The organism is Streptomyces sp. NPDC048331 (assembly GCF_043201215.1).
GTDB lineage: Bacteria > Actinomycetota > Actinomycetes > Streptomycetales > Streptomycetaceae > Streptomyces.
In genome coordinates this window covers 16,991-35,413 of the sequence record NZ_JBICYT010000034.1, presented here as the reverse complement: position 1 = coordinate 35,413, position 18,423 = coordinate 16,991, and the positions used below count along the sequence as shown (strand labels likewise).

The following is an 18,423-nucleotide window of genomic DNA, read 5'->3' as shown; positions in this document are numbered from 1 at the left end:
GGTGTACGGGCCGGGCCGCGGCCCGGCCCGTACACCGCGTCCACCACGGGGGGTACCACCCATGCAGCTGTCCGACGCCCGGCTCTACCTCTGCACGGACGCCCGCAAGCGCCAGGGTGACCTCCCCGAGTTCCTCGACGCCGTGCTGTCCTCCGGCGTGGACATCGTCCAGCTCCGCGACAAGGGCATGGAGGCGGGGGAGGAGCTCGAACACCTCCAGGTCTTCGCCGAGGCCGCCCGCCGCCACGGCAAGCTCCTCGCCGTGAACGACCGCGCCGACGTCGCCCACGCCATCGGTTCCGACGTCCTGCACCTCGGCCAGGGCGACATCCCCGTCCCCGCGGCCCGCGCCATCCTCGACGAGCGGGTGCTGATCGGCCGGTCCTGCCACGCCGAGGACGAGGTCGACGCGGCCGTCGCCGAAGCCGGCGTGGACTACTTCTGCACCGGCCCCTGCTGGCCCACCCCCACCAAGCCCGGCCGCCACGCCCCGGGCCTGGACCTCGTCCGGTACGCGGCCTCCCTGGAGCAGGAGCGGCCCTGGTTCGCCATCGGCGGCATCGACGGCTCCAACCTGGACGAGGTACTCGACGCCGGCGCCACCCGCATCGTGGTCGTCCGCGCCCTCACCGAGGCCACCGACCCCGGCGCGGCCGCGGCGGAGCTCGCCGAGCGGGTCCGGGCCCGCCTCGGCTGAGTCCCGTCCGCCCGGACGACGGGCGATCGCGGCGGTCGCGGTACCCCGTACGGACGTCTTCCGGCCGGAGCAGGCCCGACAGGTGTCCAAAAACGTGTCCAAAAGGCGGACAAGGCTTCGGCGTCCGCCGGGCCACGTCTAACCTGCCCCCATGGCCTCTGGTACCGCTTCCACCTGGTCGGACCGTGCACACACCGTCCGCGACCTCCTCGCGTCCGGGCGCTCGTACTCCTTCGAGTTCTGGGCCCCGAAGACCGAGAAGGGCGAACGCAACCTCTGGAACGCCCTGCGCCGGGTCGAGGCGGTATCCCCGAGTTTCGTCTCCGTGACCTACGGCGCCGGCGGCTCCACCCGCGGCGGCACCGTGAAGGCCACCCAGGAGATCGCCGCGGACACCACCCTCACGCCCGTCGCGCACCTCACCGCCGTGGACCACTCCATCGCCGAGCTGCGCCACGTCATCGGCCAGTTCGCCGACGCCGGGATCCGCAACATGCTCGCCCTGCGCGGAGACCCGCCGGGTGACCCGATGGCCGACTGGGTGGCCCACCCCGAGGGCGTGCACTACGCCGCCGACCTGGTGCGGCTGCTCAAGGAGTCCGGAGACTTCTGCGTCGGCGTCGCGGCCTTCCCCGAGATGCACCCGCGATCGACCGACTGGGATACGGACATCCGGCACTTCGTGGACAAGTGCCGTGCGGGCGCGGACTATGCGATCACCCAGATGTTCTTCGATCCCGAGAATTATCTGCGGCTGCGCGACAGCGTCGAGAAGGCCGGCTGCGAAACCCCGATCATCCCCGAGGTCATGCCTGTTGTGGGTATCAAGCAGCTCGACCGACTGCCGCAACTCAGCACCGCGCTCTTCCCCGAGGACGTGAAAGAGCGCATGCTCGCCGTCAAGGACGATCCGGCCGCTGTACGCTCCATTGGCATCGAGTTCGCCACGGAGTTCTGCGCGCGGCTGCTGTCCGAGGGTGTCCCGGGGCTGCACTTCATCACGCTCAACAATTCCACGGCGACTCTCGAAATCTACGAGAACCTGGGCCTGCACCAGCGGGCCTGAGCGGCCGTCCCCGTTCCCGCGCCGGCGGCCGTACCGAGAGGGGCCATGCATGGGAATGACGGTCCTCTACATCGCGTTCGGTTTCGTCGCGCTGTGGCTGCTTGCCGAGGTCCTGATGCAGTACAAGGCCCGGCTCCGCTGGCGCCTGCTCGCCTTCGCCGGCTTCCTCGGCGTGGTCGCCGGCGTCATACTGCCGTCGGTGCCGGTCATCGGCGCCGGCGCGTTGGCGTTCGCCCTGGGCCAGACCCTGGTGACGCTGTCCTTCCGCAAGGGCTTCGTCGCCGGCTGGGCGCTGCGCCGCGGCGGTGAGCCGGTACGCCGGACACGCCGCCGTCGGGGCTCGGGCACCAAGGCGGAACCGGCCCTCCAGGTCACCGCGCTGGAGTACGAGGACACCGACAGGTCCGGATCCGAGGACCGGGACGGGGCCACGGAGGAGCGGCCGTTCCGCGACGCGCCCCCGGTGGTCTACGACACCGAGCCGGTACCCGAGGACACCGGTTCCTACGGGATACAGAGTTTCGCGCCGCCCGCGGTCGACCGGACCGCGGCCTTCGCCTCGCCCTTCACCACGGCCGAGCAGGACGCCCACCAGTACGCGGCGTACTACGACCAGCAGAACCAGGGCGGCTACGACTACTCGGGCGGCTACCCGACGGGCGACCAGCAGCAGGTCTACGCCGCCTACTCGGACCCGTACATCGGCACCGGCGGCGGCGTCGCCCCGCCCCAGCCGTACGACTACACCCCGTACGCCGACTACGGGCAGCAGCAGTACTCCACGGACACCCCGCCCGGCGGGGTCTGGGTCCCGCAGCAGCGGTCCACCGACGGGGCCGGCCAGTCCTACCCGATGGAGGACCAGGGCGAGCAGCCGCAGCAGTACCCGTACCCCCAGCAGGGCGGGTACGAGCAGTACCGCTACTGACGCCCACCACCGCCGGTCACTGGGAGCCGCGGAACTCCGCGCCCTCCACGATCAGTCCGGCCACCAGGGCTCCGGTCATCCCGGCGTGCGCCAGCCCGCCGCCGGGGTGGGCCCAGCCGCCCGCCAGGTACAGCCCGGGCAGGTCCGTGGTGTTGGCCGGCCGGAGCAGTCGACCCCCGGCCCCCGCGAGGGCGGGCGGGGGTACCGCGCCGCCCAGCGCCCCCGTCGCCGCCTCGACGTCGGTCGGGGTGCGCACCTCCTGCCACAACAGCCGCTCCCGCAGGCCCTGTACGGCCTTCTCCGCCAGGTTCAGCAGCTCGGTGGGCTCCGAGGTGCCGGGGCCGGGTACGGCGCTCACGGTGACCGCCTCGTGCTCCTCGTCGGGCCGGGTGGCCGGATCGTCCGGACGCATGACGGTGACCTGGGTCCCGGGAGCGTGGACGACCGTCCGGTGCACGGCCGTGGCGGGGCGGGCGCCGCGCAAGGCGAGCAGCAGGGTGATCCGTCCCGGTACGCCGTCCCCGCTTGCGGGAACCGCGTCCGACGGCCACGGCGGCGAACCGGCCGGCAGCTGCCGGGGGTCGATCCCGCACACCACGGTGTCGGCGGCCGCCTCGGTGCCGTCGGCCAGCCGCACACCGGCCGCCCGACCGTCCGAGACCAGGACCTCCCGGACCTCCGCCCCGAAGACGAAGGCCACCTGGCGCTCCAGGCAGCGCTCGTACACGGCGGTGGCCAGCGCCCGCATCCCCCCGCGCACGTACCAGCTTCCGAAGGTCTGCTCCATGTAAGGCAGCACGGCCGCCGACGCGGGCGCGGTGGTGGGGTCGATCCCGTACCCGCGCACCAGGCCGGTCAGCAGCTCCGCGAGGGCGCCGCCCAGCTCCCGGTCGGCCACCTCGGCGAGGGTCGGCGGGCGGCGGCGCAGCAGACCGCTCCTGCGCAGGGCCGGGTACGGGTCCTCGCCCAGGCTCCGGCGGGCGCCGGGCCGCAGGGGCTCTTCCAGCAACGGGCGCCGGGTGGCGTCCCAGGCGTCGCGGGCGCGGCCCAGGACGGCGTTCCAGCGCTCGCCCGCGCCCGGGCCGAAGGCCGATTCCAGGGCGGCGGCGACACCGCCGTGCGAGGCGCCGGGGAGGGTGACGTCGATGCCGTGGTGGGGGAGGACGTGCCGGACGGCCGGGTTCACCTGGACCATGTCGACGCAGGTCTCCAGCGGCCGTTTGCCGGTCTTCACGAAGAGGTCGCGGTAGACGGCCGGCAGGTGCAGCAGCCCCGGGCCGGTGTCGAAGACGAAGCCCTCGCGCTCGTACCGGCCCACGGATCCGCCGTAGGTCGTCCCGCGTTCGTACACCGTCACCCGGTGCCCCGCCACGGCCAGCCGGGCCGCTGTCGCCATCGCGCCCATGCCGGCGCCGATCACCGCAATTCGTGCCATGCGGCCGAGCCTATCGACCCAGGTGGGGGCGCTGTGGTCAGCGGGGTGGTGCTCCGGTGGTCTCGCGGACCTCGGCGGCCAGCCGCTTCTCCTCGCGGCGCTGGGCGCGGCGGCGCAGGAAGCGGCGGATCCGGCTCCAGAGGAAGACCACTATGGCCAGTCCGGCGGCCAGCAGCACGGCGGCGATGATCGCGGCGGCCTCGGGATGGAACATCGCGAAGGTGACGAGCCCGGCCACACCGAGGTCCTCGGCGATGCTCATCCCCACGTTGGTGAAGGGTTCGGGCGAGGTGTTGATCGCCATCCGGGTGCCGGCCTTGACGAAATGGCTGGCCAACGCCGTGGAGCCGCCGACGGCGGCAGCGGTGATCTCGGGGAGCGACCCGGTCTGCCCGGCCAGCAGCGCACCGATCACCGCACCGGACACGGGCCGGATCACCGTGTGGACGGTGTCCCATATCGAGTCCATGTACGGGACCTTGTCGGCGATCGCCTCGCACAGGAACAGCACGGCCGCGACGATCAGCACGTCCGTGCGCTGCAGGGAGGCGGGGACGTCGTCGGTCAGGCCGGTGCGGCCGAAGATGCCGAGCAGGAGGACCACGGCGTAAGCGTTGATCCCACTGGCCCAGCCGCTGGTGAAGACCAGGGGGAGCACACTCATCGGATCATCATGCCGTACGGGAACGCAGAAAAGTGAGGGGACGGCCGCACGGCGGCCATCCCCTCACCCACGTTGTCGGGGGCTAGTGCCCCTGTTCGTCACGGCGGCGCTGCCACCGTTCCTCGATACGGGTCATCATCGACCGACGCTGGCGGTTCCGGCCACGGGCCGGACCGCCGGTACTTCCGGAGACGGGCTGCTCGCCAGGCTTGGGTGCCTTGCGCCAACCGGTGACCACCAGGACCGTACATCCCAGCATGACGAGGAAACCCACCACGCTGATCCAGAGCACGTTCGGAATGATCACACCGGTCATGAGGAGCGCGATACCCACCACAATGCCTGCGACTGCTTGGTAGACCCGTCGCCGGGTATACGTACGCAGTCCGCTTCCCTCAAGCGCTGTCGCGAACTTGGGATCTTCGGCGTACAGCGCTCGCTCCATCTGCTCGAGCATTCGCTGCTCGTGCTCCGAGAGCGGCACGGGAGTCCTCCTCATCCGTCGGTCGCGGGGGTGGCGACCAGGGGTCCCCTTCAGGATAGGCGGGGAATCGCCCCCGTGACACCCGCCCTCTGTGCCGCGTTCCAAAAGGACACGACTCAGAAATGACGCAGCCGATGAAGGCGCTGCGTGAAACCGTACCGCCGAGGGGGCGGTCACTGAGGCCCTTATTCCCCAATGGTCCGTCCACCATGCCGGTCCTGCACCTGATCATACGGGGCCGACCGGCGGATCGGAGGGTGTGCGGCCGACTCCGCCCGCGGAAGGTCGCAGTTCAGGCCCGCTTCTCACCCAGGACGTGCAGCTGGGTGGCGACCGCGTGGAAGGCGGGCAGCTCGGCCGCGGCCTCCTCCAGACGCAGCAGCGCCTCCACGGCGCCGGGCTCGGTGTCCACCAGGACGCCGGGCACGAGGTCGGCGAAGATCCGTACGCCGTGGACCGCGCCGACCGCGAGGCCGGCGCCGCCGACCAGCTCGGAGAGCTGCTCGGCGGTGAAGCGACGGGGTACCGGATCACCGGAGCCCCAGCGGCCGGCCGGGTCGGTCAGGGCGGTACGGGCCTCCGTGAAGTGCCCGGCCAGCGCGCGGGCCAGCACGGCCCCGCCGAGGCCGGCGGCCAGCAGGCTGAGCGTGCCGTCCGTGCGCAGCGCGGCCACCGTGTTGGCCACACCCTCCGCGGGGTCGTCCACGTACTCCAGCACGCCGTGGCAGAGGACCACGTCGTAGGCGTCCCGCTCGACGACGTCCAACAGGCCCTGGGCGTCGCCCTGGACGCCGCGGACGAGATCGGCGACGCCGGCCTCGGCCACCCGGCGCTCCAGCCCGAACAGCGCGTTCGGGCTGGGGTCGACCACGGTGACCCGGTGGCCCAGACGGGCCACCGGCACGGCGAACTTGCCGGTGCCGCCCCCGGTGTCGAGCACGTCCAGCACGTCCCGCCCGGTCGCCTTCACCCGGCGGTCGAGTGCCTCCTTGAGGACCTCCCACACCACGGCGGTGCGGAGGGAGGCACGGGGGCGGGAAGTGTCCGACACGGCTGATGGCTCCTCGGCGCGGTAAAGGGTGAGCGGTCCTGGCCCACCCTATTGCCTTCCGCCGCCGGGCAGCTCATCCCGCGTCCGGATGCTCCGGGCGTGGTGGGGGCAGGGTCTGTCCCAGGGGCTGGGGTGGTGTCCGGACGGTGAGCATCCGCTCCACCAGGCGGAGGAACATCGAGGCCGCCCGCACCAGATCGTCCGCGTCCCGGGGGCTCGCCGCGTCCGCTATCCCCGCCTCCGCCTTGGCCCGGCGGGCGGCGCCGGAGGCGAAGAGCGCGCTCCACTCGGTCAGCTCCGGGGCTATTTCCGGCAGCACCTCCCACGCGCTGCGGATCCGGGGCCGCCGCCGCGGGTTCACCGGCTCGGGCCGGGCGCGCGCGGCGAGCACGGCCGCGGCGGTGCGCAGCGCGGCGAGGTGGGCGGTGGCGTAGCGCTCGTTGGGGCGGGTCAGCCGGGCGGCCTCGGCCAGGCCGCTGTGGGCCTTGGCGAGCAGGTCGAGGGCGGCCGGTGGGGCCGTCGACTTCCGCAGGACGGGGTGGACAGGGGACGGGGACGGTGTGGCCATGACGAACCTCCTGTCGATGCGTTGCCCCCATCGTGACGGGCCCCACTGACAATTGCGCTGACCTGGGCTTTTACGGTCACGAACCGGGCAACTGCCCCCTCCTGCGCACCTGGTGCGAAGAAGGATGCTAGTTTTTGAACTGACCGGTCAGTTCAAAAAGAAGGGGGACGGTGTGGACAGCCCGCACGGCGCGGCCGTCAAGGCCGAGGACTTCGGACTCAAGGGCCCGCGCGGCTGGGCCTTCCGGGGGGTCGGCATCGACGCGGCGCCAGGCTCGCTCATCGCGGTCGAAGGCCCCTCCGGCAGCGGCCGTACCTGTCTGCTTCTGGCCCTCACCGGGCGGATGAAACCCACCCGGGGCCACGCCGAGGTCGGCGGCCACCGGCTGCCGAAGCGGATGACGGCGGTCCGCCGGATCACCGCACTCGGCCCGGTCTCCGGGGTCAACGAGCTCGACCAGGCCCTCACCGTCGCGGAACAACTGCGCGAGGGCGCCCTGCTCCAGCGCCACTACGGCGCTCCGGTCCGCGCCATGTTCAGGCCCCGGGCCGAGCGCCGCGCCGCCGCCGAGGCGCGGATCGCCTCCGCCCTGGAGGCCGCCGGACTGGACCTCGCCACGCTGCCCAAGGGCGAGCGGACCTCCGTACGGGACCTGGAACGCCTGGAGGCCGTACGGCTGTCGGTCGCCATCGCCCTGCTGGGCTCCCCGGGACTGCTCGCCCTCGACGACCTCGACCTCAAGCTGTCGGACACCGAACGTGCCGAGGCCTGGGACCTGCTCCGCTCGGTCGCCGCCCGCGGGATCACCGTCCTCGCGGTGTGCAGCGAGGCGCCCTCCGACGCGGTCGTCCTGCGGACCTCCCCCGAGGAGCCGGACGCGGGGGACGACTCCGGGAACGACGGGGAGGACGACTCCGGGAGCGCCCCGAAGAACGACTCGAAGAACGACTCCGCGAACGACGACACGAAGGGGGCGGACGATGCGCTCGCCGAAGCTGGCCGCGCTTGAGCTGAAGCGGTTCGGGCGGGGGAAGCTGCCCCGAGCCGCTCTCGTCGCGCTGCTCCTGCTGCCACTGCTCTACGGAGCCCTGTACCTGTGGTCCTTCTGGGACCCGTACAGCCGTCTCGACAAGGTGCCGGTCGCCCTCGTCAACGCCGACCGGGGCGCGACCGTCGGCGGGGAGCGCTTCGACGCCGGCGCCGAGATAGCCAAGAAGCTGCACGGCAGCAAGAAGTCCTTCGAGTGGCACGACGTGAGCGCGAAGGAGGCGGCCGAGGGCCTGGAGAACGGTACGTACTACCTGACCCTGACCATGCCCGCCGACTTCAGCGCGAAGATCGCCTCCAGCTCCGGCGACGACCCCACCACCGGGGCCCTCCAGGTCCGCACGAACGACGCCAACAACTACATCGTCGGCTCGATCTCGCGCTCCGTCTTCGCCGAGGTCCGCTCCGCGGCGTCCACCAACGCCTCCCGGAAGTTCCTCGACAAGATCTTCGTCAACTTCTCCGACCTGCACGACAAGACCGCCGAGGCGGCCGACGGCGCCGACCAGCTCAAGGACGGCGCGGGCAAGGCCCAGGAAGGCGCCAAGGAACTCGCCGACGGCCTGGACACGGCGCAGGAGAAGTCCGGCGAGCTCAACAGCGGTCTGCAGAAGCTGAACACGGCCGCGGGCAAGCTGGAGACCGGCTCCAAGGACGTCGCGGACGGTACCCAGGCACTGGCCGACAAGGTCAACGGGGCCGCGGACAAGGCCCGCCCCTTCGTCAAGGACCCCAAGAACCTGGCGGACACCGCCGAACTCGTCGCCGACAGCGCGAAGGTGGTCAACAACCACCTCGGCACCTTCGCCGAGAAGGCCCCGGCCGCAGCGGCCGCCGCCAAGAAGGCCGCGACCGGCGCGGACGCCTACTACACCAAGCACTGCGTCACCCCCGGCGCCGAACCGCACCTGGCCTCCTGCCCCGACCTGAAGAAGGTCCGGGACAGCGCGGCCGAGGCCGCCGAGCTCAGCGGGGACGTCAACGCCCTGGTCAAGAACGCGAACGGGGACGTCGGCAAGCTCCGCACCCAGCTCACCGACCTGGAGAAGAAGGCCCGCGAGCTCGTCGACAAGGCTCCCCAGCTCGCGGGCGACCTCGACGCGGCCGTCGCCAAGGTCAACGCCCTCAACAGCGGAGCCCACAAGGTGTCCGCCGGCATGGCCCAGCTGCACACCGGACTCGGCACCGCCACCACCGGCTCCGGCGCCCTCACCGACGGCGTCGGCAAGCTCGGCGACGGAGCCCACAAGCTCGACGGCGGCATGTACAAGCTCGTGGACGGCACCGGCGAACTCGCCGGCGGCCTGCACGACGGCGCCGGCAAGATCCCCGACTACGACCAGCAGCAGCGCGACGCGCGCACCCAGGTCATGGCCGACCCGGTCCAGCTCGCCAACCAGTCCCTGCACAAGGCGCCCAACTACGGCACCGGCTTCGCCCCCTACTTCATCCCGCTCTCCCTCTGGGTCGGCGCGATGGTCGCCTACATGCTGATCGCCCCGCTGAACCGGCGGGCCCTCGCCGCCGGCGCCTCACCCTGGCGGGTCGCCCTCGCCGGCTGGCTGCCCGTGGCGGCCCTCGGTACGGCGCAGGTGGCCCTGTTGATGTCCGTCCTGCACTGGGCGTCCGGCCTCGGGCTGAAGATGGCCCACCCCGCCCTGACCATCGCCTTCCTGGTGCTGGTCACCAGCTGCTTCGCGGCGATCGTCCAGTGGTTGAACGCCAAGTTCGGCGCCGCCGGCCGCATCCTGGTGCTGGCCGTCCTGATGCTCCAGCTGACCTCGGCGGGCGGCACGTACCCCGTCCAGACCAGCCCGCACTTCTTCAACGTGATCCATCCGTACCTGCCGATGTCGTACATCGTCGAGGGCCTGCGTCGCCTCATCACCGGCGGCGACCTCGCCCCGGTCTGGCAGGGTGGTGCGGTCCTGCTGGCCTTCACCGCCGGCGCCCTGGCCCTCACCGCGCTCGCCGCCCGCGGCAAGCAGGTGTGGACCATGGACCGACTGCACCCGGAACTGAGCCTGTAGGGACGTGTTGACCTGTGACAATCAGCGCCATGGAAAGCAGCAGCACCGGTACGGGTACCGGCGGGGGCCGTCGTGCGATCACCCGGCAGAAGCTCTACGAAGCGGCCGTCACCCTGATCGCCGAGCAGGGCTTCTCCGCGACCACGGTCGATGAGATCGCCGAGCGGGCGGGCGTCGCGAAGGGCACCGTCTACTACAACTTCGCCAGCAAGAACGAACTCTTCGAGGAGCTGCTGCGGCACGGCGTCGGCCTGCTGACGGCCTCGCTGCGGGCGGCCGCGGAGGAGACGGAGGCCCGCGGCGGCAGCCGGGTCGAGGCGCTCGACGCGATGATCCGGGCGGGGCTCGTCTTCATCGACCGGTACCCGGCCTTCACCCAGCTGTACGTCGCCGAGCTGTGGCGCACCAACCGCACCTGGCAGTCCACGCTCATGGTGGTCCGGCAGGAGGCGGTGGCCGTCGTGGAGAAGGTGCTGCGCGAGGGCGTGGAGCGCGGTGAGCTGAGCGCCGAGATCGATGTGCCGCTCACGGCGGCCGCGATGGTCGGAATGGTGCTGGTGGCCGCCCTGGACTGGCAGTCCTTCCAGAGCGAACGGTCCCTGGACGACGTGCACTCGGCCCTGTCGCTGCTGCTGCGGGGCCGGGTCAGCGGCAACCGCTGAACCCCCCGGTCGGCGGTGCCGCGCGGGCGCGCCGGCCCGTAGAACTGGTGGGGCCGGCCGCGGCGGCTGAGTATCCGTACCTAGGCACGGATTTGAGTACGTGCGCGGATGGGCTCCCACCTGCGCGGACGCCAGACTGGGAGCAACGGACAGGAGACCCGGTCCGCACCGCCGGCACGGGGCTGCGGAGCGGACCGGGTGCCTCCTTCCGTCACCGGGACGGGGGAACGACGGGGGATCGGCGACCCGGTGGAGAGGTACGTGGAACGGCGGGGCTCGGGGGGATCGAGCCTCGCCGTTCCGCGTCCACGGGTTCGCGTCCGCGGGTTCGGCGGTTCGTGCGGTTCGTGCGGTGGCCCGCGGTGCGCGGGCGGGCCGGCGTTGCCCTCAGCCTCGGCTCCGCAGCGGGAGTCGGAGGCGGATGGTCGTCAAGCGGGTCGACACCGCCGTGGTCACCGCCGTCCGGCGGGCCGTGAGGGCCCAGGAGACGCGGGCCGCCGAGCGGGGCAGCAGCAGGGAGCGCAGCCGGGGCAGTCGGTCCGCGGACGCCAGCAGGCCCGCCCGGGCCAGCAGGACGTCGTCCGCCAGCTCCGGGTACGAGACCTCCGCGCCCGGGGGCGCGTACAGGGCCCGTTCCACCGCACCGGCGACCCGGTGCACGGCCGCCGCGGACTCCTGGTCCAGGCGGCCCAGATCCACGATCCGGTCGGCCGCCCGGCGCGGGGACAGCGCCTCGTCCGGGAGCACACCGGCGTCCCAGGCGGTGTCGCCCAGTTCCCGCCAGGCCGTCAGGACCTCCCCGGTCGCCAGACGCCGGGCCCGCAGCCGGGTCCGCCACAGCAGCGGGAGCAGGGGCAGGCCCAGGACCGCCACCGCGAGCGCCACCCAGCCGAGGACCGCCGTCACCGAAGGCCCGCCACCGTCACCCGTGTTCTGCGCGGCCGCGGCCGCCCCGCACTCGCCGAGCTTCTTCAGGTTCGGCGGGCACTCGGGGGTCGCCGAGGGCGCCGTCGAGGGCTGAGCCGCGCTCTGCGAGGGCAGCGGCGCCGGTGCGGACGGCTGGGCGGCCGGGGTCTGTGCCCGGGAATACTCCGGGATGTTGATGCCGGAACGGGGTGTCGGCTCGAAACGGGTCCAGCCCACACCCTCGAAGTAGAGCTCGGGCCAGGCGTGCGCGTCGCGCATCGACACGTTCACATTGCCGTCCGACTGCTTCTCGCCGGGCGTGAAGCCCACCGCGACCCGGGCCGGAATGCCCAGCGAGCGGGACATCGCCGCCATCGAGAAGGCGAAGTGGACGCAGAAGCCCTCCTTGTCGGCGAGGAACCGGGCGACCGCCTGCGGACCCGTGCCCGAGGCCGTTTTCGTGTTGTAGCGGAACCCGCCGTTCACCGCGAAGTAGTCCTGCAGCTTCACGGCCCGCGTGTAGTCGTCCTTCGCCCCCTGCGTCACCTGGCGGGCCGTCTCGGCGACCACGGGCGGCAGGTTGTCCGGGAGCTTGGTGTACTCCTCCTGCACCGCCGGGTCGGGCTCCGGGGCGTTCTGCAGCTGCTGGGCCGTCGGCTTCAGCAACAGGCTGCGCACCGTGTACTCGGCGCCCTGGACGTTCTGGAATTTGTCGCGGCCCAGCTGGTCGCCGACGAGGGTCCGGCCGGTCGGCTCGAACCGCCACTTGCCGCCGATGTTCACCGACGTCGCCGGATACGGCATGGGGAGGTAGCGCTGGGTGTAGTAGTCCGCCGCCGAGACGCTGGTGGTGACCTCGATGGCGGAACGGCTGACCGGGCCGCGGAGTCCCGGCGGGTCCGGCAGCTCCTCCGGCACGTCCACCAGGGCCCGCCCGGAGGCCTCCCACTTGACGCCGTTGAACTCGTCCAGGGCCAGGATCCGCAGGTACTGCTCGCCCTGTTGCGGGCTGTTCGTCCGGTACTTGAGGATCACGCGGTTGTCCTGCGCGTTGAGGTTGCTCTGCAGGGAGACCAGCGGGTTGACCGCCGAGATCGTCCCGCCCGCGCGGTCGCCGCTCTCGTCGGCGTCCTGGGTGCCGCCCAGCAGCCCGCCGCCGAGCGAGGGGAGCACGGCCGGCACCACCAGCGCGAGGCCCAGGGTCACCGCGCCGATCCGCCGCCCGAACTTCACGGGAGCCGTGGCCTGCCCGCCCGCCCCGTTGGCGAGGCCGGAGTCGGTGGCGCCCCGGCGCGGGGCCGCGCCGAAGACCCGGCCCCACTGGGCGAGTCGGTCACGGCCCTCGGACAGCAGCAGCATCAGGTAGCCGCAGCCCGCGAGCAGGAAGGAGAACCAGGAGGCGTCCCCGCCGCCCGCCAGACCCGAGGCCACCGAGTACAGCGCCAGCAGCGGCAGCCCGGCCGCGGCGGCCGTGCGCAGGGTCACCGCCAGCATGTCCACCAGCAGCCCGATCAGCAGCACGCCGGACACCAGCAGCAGCTTGATGCCGTCCGTCAGCGGGGCCGGGATGGCGAACTCGCCCACGTCCTGGATGCCCTGACCGAACAGTGCGCCGAAGTCCGTCACCAGGTACGCCAGCGGCCCGTCCCCGTGGGACTCGCCCTTGCCGGCGTAGAGGAACGCGAGCAGCAGCAGCGACACCAGTGCCTGCGCGGCCACGGTCAACGTCCGGGCCAGCGGCACCCGCCGGGCCCCCGCGCCCACCGCGCTCTGCACGGCGAGCAGCAGCGCCGCCTGGAGCAGCCAGGCCTGCGAGTCCACCAGTGCGTTCAGCGACCACGACGTGAACAGTGTCGCCAGTGCCGCGAACAGCGTCAGTTTCGCCCGCCCGCTCATTCCCGACCTCCGGAGGTTCCCGTACCGACGCGCGCGGTCCCGGCCTGGCGCCACAATTGCCCGAAGGCCACCCCGGGCGGGACGGCCAGTGCGGTCCATCCCGCGTCGCGCAGCCTGCGCAGCCGCTCCTCCAGCGGTGGCACGGCATGGCCCGGAGCGGGCTCGCCGCCCCAGCTCGCGGAGTCCAGTACGAAGGCCACCGCGCCGGAGGTGCGCTGACGCATCCGGGCGGCCAGTTCTGTCTGTACGTCGTCCAGGTCGCCGAAGAAGGCGATGAGGAGCCCGTCACCGCCGGCTCCGCCGAAGCCACCGCTGCCGCCGGCGCGCACCGCGTCGTAGGCGCGGGAGAGCCCGGCGCCGTCGGAGTGCCCGACGACCGCGAGGGTGTCCATCATCAGCCCGGCGGCCTCCGCGGACTCCTGCCCGCCGGAGGAGAAACCGCCGCCGCCCTCACCGGGCACCGAGCTGCCGGTGTCGGTGAGCAGTCGTGCGGAGAAGCCCTGTTCCAGGACGTGCACCAGGCTGGAGGCGGCCGCCGAGACGGCCCACTCGAAGGCGGAGTCGGGACCGGCGCCGTCGAAGGCCAGGCGCCGGGTGTCCAGCAGGACGGTGGCCCGGCTGCGCTGCGGCTGCTCCTCGCGGCGGACCATCAGCTCGCCGTAGCGGGCGGTGGAGCGCCAGTGCACGCGGCGCAGGTCGTCGCCGCGCCGGTAGCCGCGGGGGATCACGTCGTCGTCGCCGGCCAGGGCCAGGGAGCGGCGGCTGCCGTCGCCGTAGCCGTTGGACTCGCCGGTCAGGCGGACCACCGGGAGGGGCTCGGTGCGCGGGATGACGGTGAGGGTGTCGTAGGTGCTGAAGGAGCGGGTCAGCTCGACCAGCCCGAAGGGGTCGGAGAGACGCAGCTGGAGCGGGCCGAGCGGATAGCGGCCGCGCAGGTCGGAGCGGACCCGGTAGGACACCTCGCGGCGGCCGCCGGGCTCGACCCGGTCCAGTATGAAGCGCGGGCGCGGGCCCAGTACGTAGGGCACCCGGTCCTGGAGCATCAGCAGGCCGGTGGGCAGCCGGGAGACGTTGTCCATGCGCAGCTGCACGCGGGCCTCGCTGCCCGCGGGGACCCGCCCCGGGCTCAGCCGGCGGCTGCCGGAGACCCGGAAGCGGGTGCGGTGGAGGGCGTAGACGCAGATCAGCGGCAGGAGGGCGAGCAGCAGACCGACGCGCAGCAGTTCGCCCTGGCCCAGCACGTACGCGCAGGCCGCGGCGGCCGTCCCGGCGGCCAGGAACGAGCGGCCGCGGGTGGTCAGACCGGACAGCGACGCGCGCAGTCCGCCGCCGTCCCCCGGGCCACCGGCGCCGCGCGGGGCACCGGCGCTCATCAGAAGCCCCGGATGCCCGCGCCGGGCGGCATCTCGCCGCGGGCGTGCGCGGCCGGGACGGGGGTGCGCTGCAGGATCTCGCCGACGACCTGCTCGGCGGTGCGGCGGTTGAGCTGGGCCTGCGCGGTGGGCAGCAGCCGGTGCGCGAGGACCGGCGCGGCCAGGGCCTGGACGTCGTCGGGCAGGACGTAGTCCCGGCCGGCGAGCGCGGCGGAGGCCTTCACGGCGCGCAGCAGGTGCAGGGTGGCGCGGGGCGAGGCGCCGAGCCGCAGGTCGGGGTGGGTGCGGGTGGCGGAGACCAGGTCGACGACGTAGCGCCGGACGGGCTCGGCGACGTAGACCTCGCGGACCGCCTCGATGAGCTTGACGATCTCGTGGGAGTGCGCGACGGAGGTGAGGTCGTCGAGCGGGGAGACCCCACCGTGCACGTCGAGCATCTGGAGCTCGGCCTCGGGGCTGGGGTAGCCGACGGAGACGCGGGCCATGAAGCGGTCGCGCTGGGCCTCGGGCAGCGGGTACGTGCCCTCCATCTCCACCGGGTTCTGGGTGGCGACGACCATGAAGGGGCTGGGCAGCGTGTAGGTCGTGCCGTCGATGGTGACCTGGCGCTCCTCCATCGACTCCAGCAGCGCCGACTGGGTCTTCGGCGAGGCGCGGTTGATCTCGTCACCGATGACGATCTGCGCGAAGATCGCGCCCGGCTTGAACTCGAACTCGCGGCGCTGCTGGTCGTAGATGCTGACACCGGTGATGTCGGAGGGCAGCAGGTCCGGCGTGAACTGGATGCGCTGGACCGAGCAGTCGATGGACTTGGCGAGCGTCTTGGCGAGCATCGTCTTGCCGACGCCGGGGACGTCCTCGATCAGCAGGTGCCCCTCGGCGAGCAGCACGGTGAGCGCGAGGCGGACGACCTCGGGCTTGCCCTCGATCACGCTCTCGACCGACTGGCGCACCCGCTCCACCGTGCTGGTCAGATCCGCGAGGCTCGCTCGGTCGTCGTACGTCGTCACCTGGTTCTCCTCGGCCCTTTCCCAGGGCCGACGCCCTTGGCGCATGAACCGGCCCACCCCGAAACACGGACACCGGCCCGGGGGATCCCGGGTGGTGCCACCCCGCATTCTTGACGGCGTTAAGGCCTCGTGTCACTCAAGAGCTGGGATCGATCTCCCGCAGGAGCCCGGTGTGCACATCGAAGACGAAGCCTCGCACATCGTCCTTGTGCGGCAGGAAGGGGTTGGTGCGGACCCGCTGCATGGACTGGCGGACGTCCTGGTCGACGTCCCGGAAGGCCTCGACGGCCCAGGCGGGACGCTGGCCGACCTCGTCCTCCAGCTCGTGCCGGAAGTCCTCGGTCAGGTTCTCGAGACCGCAGCCCGTGTGGTGGATGAGTATCACCGTGCGGGTGCCGAGGGCCCGCTGGCTGATGGTGAGCGAGCGGATCGTGTCGTCGGTGACCACACCGCCCGCGTTGCGGATCGTGTGGCAGTCGCCGAGTTCCAGGCCGAGGGCCTTGTGCAGGTCGAGGCGGGCGTCCATACAGGCCACCACGGCGACCTTCAGGACGGGGCGGGCGTCCATGCCGGGATCGGAGAACTGCGCGGCGTAACGCTGATTCGCCTCGACCAGTCGGTCGGTGACGGATCCGCCGACGGATGCCACGGACGCGGACTCGGCAGGCAGGGATGCGGAAGTCGTCATGGGTACGACGTTAGTGGTCACGGCGGGTTGTGGCCTCGCGTGAGAGCGGACAAAGAACGTCAACGAGGCTTGTTGTGAGCTACCCCACAGGGGTGGGCGTGAGGCGGCCGTCCGGGTGATTCACGGCATTTGCCGGTTCGGTCCGAGAGCCGCGCACGGCGCGCGAGGCGGTTCGTTGACCGTGGCGACCGTTGCACTAAAGTGACGCGAACCGGCCGGAGCCCGGCCCTGACCGGCCGCCCGGCCCCCGATGAACACTCCGCGTGCGCGGCGCGTACGTACGGCCCGGCCCTCTCCCGCTCACCGGCCGGCCGGCGCCACCTTCCCCGGCGCCGGTCGCGGATACGGGAACCAGGTGGTACGTACGCCGGCCGCGCCGTTATCTGAGAGGGCGCTTTGACTAGCGAGTCCCGACATGTTCCGGTGATGCTCCAGCGGTGCCTGGACCTGTTGGCCCCGGCACTGGAGAGGCCCGGGGCCGTCGTCGTCGACTGCACCCTCGGCCTCGGCGGCCACAGCGAGGCCCTGCTGACCCGGTTCCCCGAGGCCCACCTGATCGGCCTCGACCGCGACAAGGAGGCCCTGCGGCTCTCCGGCGAGCGACTCGCGCCCTTCGGCGACCGGGCCACCCTCGTCCACGCGATCTACGCCGACCTCGCCGAGGTCCTGGACGGGCTCGGCATCCCGGCGGTCCAGGGCATCCTCTTCGACCTGGGCGTCTCCTCCATGCAGCTGGACGAGGCCGACCGCGGGTTCGCGTACGCGCAGGACGCGCCGCTGGACATGCGCATGGACCAGACGACGGGCATCAGCGCCGCCGAGGTCCTCAACAGCTACGCGCCCGGCGAGCTGGTCCGGATCCTGCGCCAGTACGGCGAGGAGAAGCAGGCCAAGCGGATCGTGTCCGCGATCGTCCGGGAGCGGGAGAAGGAGCCCTTCACCAACAGCGCCCGGCTGGTCGAGCTGATCCGCGACTCCCTCCCGCAGGCCGCCAAGCGGACCGGCGGCAACCCGGCGAAGCGCACCTTCCAGGCGCTGCGGATCGAGGTCAACGGAGAACTCTCCGGGCTGGAGCGGGCCATTCCGGCCGCGGTGGACAAGATCGCCGTCGGCGGCCGGATCGCGGTGCTCTCGTACCACTCGCTGGAGGACCGCCTCGTCAAGCAGGTCTTCGCGGCCGGCGCGACCTCCACGGCCCCGCCCGGACTGCCGGTGGTGCCGGAGAAGTACCAGCCCAAGCTGAAGCTGCTCACACGCGGCGCCGAACTGCCCACCGAGGAGGAGATCGCCGAGAACCGGCGGGCCGCCCCGGCCAGATTCCGCGGTGTCGAACGCATCCGGGAGGCGCGACTGTGACCAAGGCCGGGAAGGTCGCCACGCTGACCCGCGGGCAGGCGGCCCGCCTCGGCCGGGCGCTCGGCGGCCGCCCGGCCCGCCCACGCCCCGGCGGGCAGGCGGCCCGGATGCCGTTCGTCCTGCTGGTCGTGGCCCTGCTCGGCGGCGGCCTGATCAGCCTGCTGCTGCTGAACTCGGCGCTGAACGAAGGCTCCTTCCAGCTCAGCAAACTGCGGAAGGAGACCACCGCCCTCACCGACGAGGAGCAGGCGCTGCAGCGCGACGTGGACGCCTACTCCGCACCCGACGCGCTCCAGCGCCGGGCGCACGAACTGGGCCTGGTCCCCGGCGGCAGCCCGGTCTTCATCGGCCAGGACGGCAAGATCGCGGGCAGCCCTGCGGTCGCCGAGGCCCCGCCGCCGCCCACCCCGACCGCCCCGGCGGCCTCGGCCGCACCCCCGGCGGCGGCTCCGGCCGCCTCAGGGGCCCCGGCCCAGCCGGCCCCGTCCGCCGCGCTCCCCGCGGCCGGTGGTTCCCCGCAGCCCAGCCAGACCCCCGGAAGGTGACGCCGTGATCCACCCTT

At 72.5% G+C, this 18,423-nt stretch carries 17 protein-coding genes; 8 read left to right on the top strand and 9 right to left on the bottom strand.

The genetic code is table 11. The annotated features are described in order from the left end of the window. Positions 1-61 precede the first annotated feature (61 nt). The 3 genes from thiE (at position 62) to ACGFYY_RS33505 (ending at position 2,691) form a co-directional block, all read left to right on the top strand. The gene (gene thiE, locus ACGFYY_RS33515) at positions 62-697 is read left to right on the top strand and encodes a thiamine phosphate synthase (RefSeq protein WP_393715211.1); all 636 of its coding nucleotides are present in this window, start codon (positions 62-64) and stop codon (positions 695-697) included. 151 nt (positions 698-848) lie between these two features. Further along, on the top strand, positions 849-1,763 hold the full coding sequence (metF, locus tag ACGFYY_RS33510) for a methylenetetrahydrofolate reductase [NAD(P)H] (protein WP_365276877.1): 915 nt from the start codon (positions 849-851) through the stop codon (positions 1,761-1,763). A 49-nt stretch (positions 1,764-1,812) separates the two neighbouring features. Next, on the top strand, positions 1,813-2,691 hold the full coding sequence (locus ACGFYY_RS33505) for a hypothetical protein (RefSeq protein ID WP_365276874.1): 879 nt from the start codon (positions 1,813-1,815) through the stop codon (positions 2,689-2,691). A gap of 16 nt (positions 2,692-2,707) precedes the next feature. Here the strand turns inward: ACGFYY_RS33505 and ACGFYY_RS33500 are convergent, their stop codons facing one another. The 5 genes from ACGFYY_RS33500 to ACGFYY_RS33480 all read right to left on the bottom strand — a co-directional run bounded on the left by ACGFYY_RS33500 (position 2,708) and on the right by ACGFYY_RS33480 (position 6,893). Beyond that, positions 2,708-4,126 (bottom strand): phytoene desaturase family protein, encoded by a 1,419-nt coding sequence (locus tag ACGFYY_RS33500; RefSeq protein WP_393715209.1) that lies wholly within the window; start codon positions 4,124-4,126, stop codon positions 2,708-2,710. A gap of 37 nt (positions 4,127-4,163) precedes the next feature. After that, the gene (locus ACGFYY_RS33495; RefSeq protein ID WP_365276868.1) at positions 4,164-4,790 is read right to left on the bottom strand and encodes a DUF4126 domain-containing protein; all 627 of its coding nucleotides are present in this window, start codon (positions 4,788-4,790) and stop codon (positions 4,164-4,166) included. Between the two features lie 82 nt (positions 4,791-4,872). After that, on the bottom strand, positions 4,873-5,274 hold the full coding sequence (locus ACGFYY_RS33490) for a DUF3040 domain-containing protein (protein ID WP_301371672.1): 402 nt from the start codon (positions 5,272-5,274) through the stop codon (positions 4,873-4,875). A 292-nt stretch (positions 5,275-5,566) separates the two neighbouring features. Continuing rightward, positions 5,567-6,325, bottom strand: a complete 759-nt coding sequence (locus ACGFYY_RS33485; protein WP_030772886.1) for a bifunctional 2-polyprenyl-6-hydroxyphenol methylase/3-demethylubiquinol 3-O-methyltransferase UbiG — start codon at positions 6,323-6,325, stop codon at positions 5,567-5,569. A 73-nt stretch (positions 6,326-6,398) separates the two neighbouring features. Next, entirely contained in the window at positions 6,399-6,893 is a 495-nt protein-coding gene (locus tag ACGFYY_RS33480) for an SAV_6107 family HEPN domain-containing protein (protein ID WP_365276865.1), read from the bottom strand. 172 nt (positions 6,894-7,065) lie between these two features. On the opposite strand from ACGFYY_RS33480, the gene ACGFYY_RS33475 reads away from it, so the two are divergent. Genes ACGFYY_RS33475 through ACGFYY_RS33465 form a run of 3 tightly spaced genes read left to right on the top strand, consistent with a single transcriptional unit; the run spans position 7,066 to position 10,632 of the window. Then, complete coding sequence (locus ACGFYY_RS33475) at positions 7,066-7,902, top strand: ATP-binding cassette domain-containing protein (RefSeq protein WP_393715205.1); 837 nt, start codon at positions 7,066-7,068, stop codon at positions 7,900-7,902. Next, positions 7,874-9,970, top strand: coding sequence for a YhgE/Pip family protein (locus tag ACGFYY_RS33470; protein ID WP_393715203.1), 2,097 nt, complete (start codon positions 7,874-7,876; stop codon positions 9,968-9,970). The genes ACGFYY_RS33475 and ACGFYY_RS33470 overlap by 29 nt, the downstream gene beginning before the upstream one ends. A gap of 29 nt (positions 9,971-9,999) precedes the next feature. Then, positions 10,000-10,632: a TetR/AcrR family transcriptional regulator gene (locus ACGFYY_RS33465; protein WP_365276857.1), complete on the top strand. Its 633-nt coding sequence runs from the start codon at positions 10,000-10,002 to the stop codon at positions 10,630-10,632. Positions 10,633-11,019: 387 nt separating this feature from the next. Here ACGFYY_RS33465 and ACGFYY_RS33460 read toward each other — a convergent pair whose 3' ends face one another. The 4 genes from ACGFYY_RS33460 to ACGFYY_RS33445 all read right to left on the bottom strand — a co-directional run bounded on the left by ACGFYY_RS33460 (position 11,020) and on the right by ACGFYY_RS33445 (position 16,568). Further along, positions 11,020-13,434 carry a transglutaminaseTgpA domain-containing protein gene (locus ACGFYY_RS33460; protein ID WP_393715200.1) on the bottom strand — a complete coding sequence of 805 codons (2,415 nt, stop codon included), beginning with the start codon at positions 13,432-13,434 and terminating at the stop codon, positions 11,020-11,022. Further along, positions 13,431-14,807: a DUF58 domain-containing protein gene (locus tag ACGFYY_RS33455; protein WP_393715198.1), complete on the bottom strand. Its 1,377-nt coding sequence runs from the start codon at positions 14,805-14,807 to the stop codon at positions 13,431-13,433. Before ACGFYY_RS33455 ends, ACGFYY_RS33460 begins: the two co-directional genes overlap by 4 nt. Continuing rightward, positions 14,807-15,817: a MoxR family ATPase gene (locus ACGFYY_RS33450; RefSeq protein WP_202201930.1), complete on the bottom strand. Its 1,011-nt coding sequence runs from the start codon at positions 15,815-15,817 to the stop codon at positions 14,807-14,809. Before ACGFYY_RS33450 ends, ACGFYY_RS33455 begins: the two co-directional genes overlap by 1 nt. Before the next feature lie 136 nt (positions 15,818-15,953). After that, positions 15,954-16,568: a beta-class carbonic anhydrase gene (locus ACGFYY_RS33445; protein WP_393715195.1), complete on the bottom strand. Its 615-nt coding sequence runs from the start codon at positions 16,566-16,568 to the stop codon at positions 15,954-15,956. Between the two features lie 363 nt (positions 16,569-16,931). Here ACGFYY_RS33445 and rsmH point away from each other — a divergent pair, with 363 nt between their 5' ends. Together rsmH and ACGFYY_RS33435 are read left to right on the top strand one after the other, a co-directional pair. Further along, entirely contained in the window at positions 16,932-17,861 is a 930-nt protein-coding gene (gene rsmH / locus ACGFYY_RS33440; protein WP_030724419.1) for a 16S rRNA (cytosine(1402)-N(4))-methyltransferase RsmH, read from the top strand. Next, positions 17,858-18,406 (top strand): hypothetical protein, encoded by a 549-nt coding sequence (locus ACGFYY_RS33435; RefSeq protein WP_393715193.1) that lies wholly within the window; start codon positions 17,858-17,860, stop codon positions 18,404-18,406. The genes rsmH and ACGFYY_RS33435 overlap by 4 nt, the downstream gene beginning before the upstream one ends. Positions 18,407-18,423 lie beyond the last annotated feature (17 nt).

Excerpts from the sequence above, each read along its gene's own strand:
- thiE (WP_393715211.1), top strand. The coding sequence starts at position 62 with ATGCAGCTGTCCGACGCCCGGCTCTACCTCTGCACGGACGCCCGCAAG.
- metF (WP_365276877.1), top strand. The coding sequence starts at position 849 with ATGGCCTCTGGTACCGCTTCCACCTGGTCGGACCGTGCACACACCGTC.
- ACGFYY_RS33505 (WP_365276874.1), top strand. The coding sequence starts at position 1,813 with ATGGGAATGACGGTCCTCTACATCGCGTTCGGTTTCGTCGCGCTGTGG.
- ACGFYY_RS33500 (WP_393715209.1), bottom strand. The coding sequence starts at position 4,126 with ATGGCACGAATTGCGGTGATCGGCGCCGGCATGGGCGCGATGGCGACA.
- ACGFYY_RS33495 (WP_365276868.1), bottom strand. The coding sequence starts at position 4,790 with ATGAGTGTGCTCCCCCTGGTCTTCACCAGCGGCTGGGCCAGTGGGATC.
- ACGFYY_RS33480 (WP_365276865.1), bottom strand. The coding sequence starts at position 6,893 with ATGGCCACACCGTCCCCGTCCCCTGTCCACCCCGTCCTGCGGAAGTCG.
- ACGFYY_RS33470 (WP_393715203.1), top strand. The coding sequence starts at position 7,874 with ATGCGCTCGCCGAAGCTGGCCGCGCTTGAGCTGAAGCGGTTCGGGCGG.
- ACGFYY_RS33465 (WP_365276857.1), top strand. The coding sequence starts at position 10,000 with ATGGAAAGCAGCAGCACCGGTACGGGTACCGGCGGGGGCCGTCGTGCG.
- ACGFYY_RS33460 (WP_393715200.1), bottom strand. The coding sequence starts at position 13,434 with ATGAGCGGGCGGGCGAAACTGACGCTGTTCGCGGCACTGGCGACACTG.
- ACGFYY_RS33455 (WP_393715198.1), bottom strand. The coding sequence starts at position 14,807 with ATGAGCGCCGGTGCCCCGCGCGGCGCCGGTGGCCCGGGGGACGGCGGC.
- rsmH (WP_030724419.1), top strand. The coding sequence starts at position 16,932 with ATGCTCCAGCGGTGCCTGGACCTGTTGGCCCCGGCACTGGAGAGGCCC.